At 39.0% G+C, this 2318-nt stretch carries 2 protein-coding genes and 1 pseudogene; all 3 read left to right on the top strand.

All coding sequences use genetic code 11. The features are described 5' to 3' along the window. Window positions 1–393: pseudogene (locus ACEYW6_RS36025) on the top strand (GNAT family N-acetyltransferase); the annotation flags it as partial. Between the two features lie 303 nt (window positions 394–696). Continuing rightward, entirely contained in the window at window positions 697–1602 is a 906-nt protein-coding gene (locus ACEYW6_RS36020) for an amino acid ABC transporter substrate-binding protein (protein ID WP_196512031.1), read from the top strand. Window positions 1603–1925: 323 nt separating this feature from the next. After that, window positions 1926–2318 (top strand): DUF1392 family protein (locus ACEYW6_RS36015; RefSeq protein ID WP_412983578.1); only part of this gene is annotated, 393 nt, incomplete at its 3' end.

Raw genomic sequence — 2318 nt, 5'->3', positions numbered from 1 at the left:
TTGGTGGCTTACGATTGTCAACTTTTTCCTTCTAAGCGTTCGCTGTTTCTGCGACATTGGATTGAACAGCCAGAAAGTAATGCTTTTGGGTTTCTCAAAAATGGATATCTTGTTGGCTATGGAGTTATCCGGTCTGCTCAGACAGGTTTTCGGATTGGGCCACTGTTTGCTAATGACGAACAAATTGCTGAAGCATTGTTTCAAGCCCTGCTTGCACAAAATCCGGATTTCCCAGTATTTCTTGATGTGCCAGATCCCAACTTCCAAGCGATTGCTTTAGTTCAACGTTACCAATTGCAGCCAGTCTTTCAAGTGGCTCGGATGTACAGTAAAGAAATTCCTAACTTACCTATTAATCGCATCTTTGCTGTGACAAGTTTAGAACTTGGTTAGAGACGGATAAACAATGTGGATGCAATGATTCCTAGATGATTTCCCAATTTCTCTAACTTCAAAAAAAAGTTGAAATTGCTTGTCTTTTTCTCATTCATGTAACAAAGCCAAATCAAGCTCCAAACCCAGCTTCTATAACTTGTTTAGAAGTTGGCTAAAATTTTTATTTGACGAGCTATAAAAGAGCAATAATGTAAAGAATAGTTACTAAATAACCTTCCTGTGTACTCGATAGTGATAGTTTCTTTAGCTTGATATATAAATCAGATTTGATTTTTGAAAAAACGACCTATTCTAAAGCTTATGCATAAAAAAATTGCTATTCCTATTTTAAGTCTTATGTTTGCAACGCTCATGCCTAATGTGGTAGGTGCTGAGACTGTGATGCAAAAAGTAAAAAGAACAGGGGTATTAACAGCTGGTACTAGTAGAGATGCGCTACCTTTTGCCTATGTGAATAGTCAAGGAAAGTTAAATGGCTATTCTGTAGATATGCTGACTCTAATTAAAGAGCAATTAGAAAAAGACCTGGGGAAAAAAATTAAACTGCAATTAGTTGGTCTTAGCCCCTCTGAGCGGATTCCTAAAATAGTTAATCAACAAGTTGATATTGTGTGTGATGCTAGTAGTTTTACATGGAAGCGAGATAAAAAAATAGACTTCTCTGTCAGCTACGGTGTGACTGGAACCCAATTGTTAGTTAAGGAAGGAAGTAATCTAGGTTCCCCTGAATCCCTTATTGGTAAGCAAATTGGTGTGTTGGCGGGAACCACGAATGAACAGGCGATCGCTCATGTACAACCCCAAGCTAAACTAGTGTATTTTAAAACGAGGGCAGAGGGATACACAGCTTTGCAAGAAGGTACTATTGATGCTTTCTCATCTGATAGTATTCTTTTAGAGGGATGGCTGCAACAGCAAAAAAATCCAGATGCTTTTAAAATTGTACCCGATCGCCCCTATTCACGAGAAGGTATTGCTTGCATGGTGCCAGAAAATAACTCGAAATTCTTGGATACAGTCAACTATTCTCTGGTCAAGTTCATGCAAGGATTCGTCAATGGAAATCAGCGATATGTCGCTATTTTTGACCGTTGGTTTGGAGCGAATGACACTGTAGCGCTCAATCGGGATTTACGTGATTTGGTAGTGGAAACTATGCAATTGGTCATAGAATTTCATGAGGAAGTTCCCAAAAGTGACCTGTAAAATAATCGGTTTTCCCCACAAAATCATTGGGTTCAGGAAAACAATGAGCAAATATCAATGCAGCACAACAGGAAAAAAATGAACTACCCCGCCCATCTATGAAGCTCAGGGCAAACACAAGTAAAAAATGAAACACTTGCTGAATAAGGATCTTGATGAAAAAAAAGCCTAAATTATGAAACGTCCAAACCCTTGCTATTAAGGGATTCTTGTACTTTAGATGCGTTTGCCATGCTATGAAGATGGACGGGGTAGTTCATTTATATTCCGGATCAGACTGATGCTTGGGAGTGTATGTATAAAAAAGAGAACTACATTCCCAGATGATTAACCAAATTACCACCTTAGAATCGTGTTGGCATATTTCTCCTGAATGGGGTCAGTCCATGCCTCCCCTAGCAGTGAAAATGTTAGAAAAAGTTTTGTTGTCAATCTCAGATTTGTCAGGCTACTGCTGTGGTGTTCAGTGGGAAAGACAGGAATGGATTTATGCAATTGTTTGCCAGAATGAAACTCTCTACTTAGCTGAACAAGAATTTCATAGAACCAATGTACTAGAAAAGTCCACTGTTTCTACTCCAGCTTTTAAATTGGGGGACATAGTTGAGGTTGATTTCGGTGAACAGCCTACACGCCGTGTTATTCAAGGAATTTTTAGCCTCAAAGATAATTGGCTTTATGGGGTAGAGTGGCGCTCTCCAATTTTAGAAGAAGTG

The organism is Nostoc sp. UIC 10607, from assembly GCF_047228265.1.
Lineage (GTDB): Bacteria > Cyanobacteriota > Cyanobacteriia > Cyanobacteriales > Nostocaceae > Nostoc > Nostoc foliaceum_A.
Note: the sequence above shows the minus strand (reverse complement) of the source record. Positions and strands in the feature narration are given on the sequence as shown.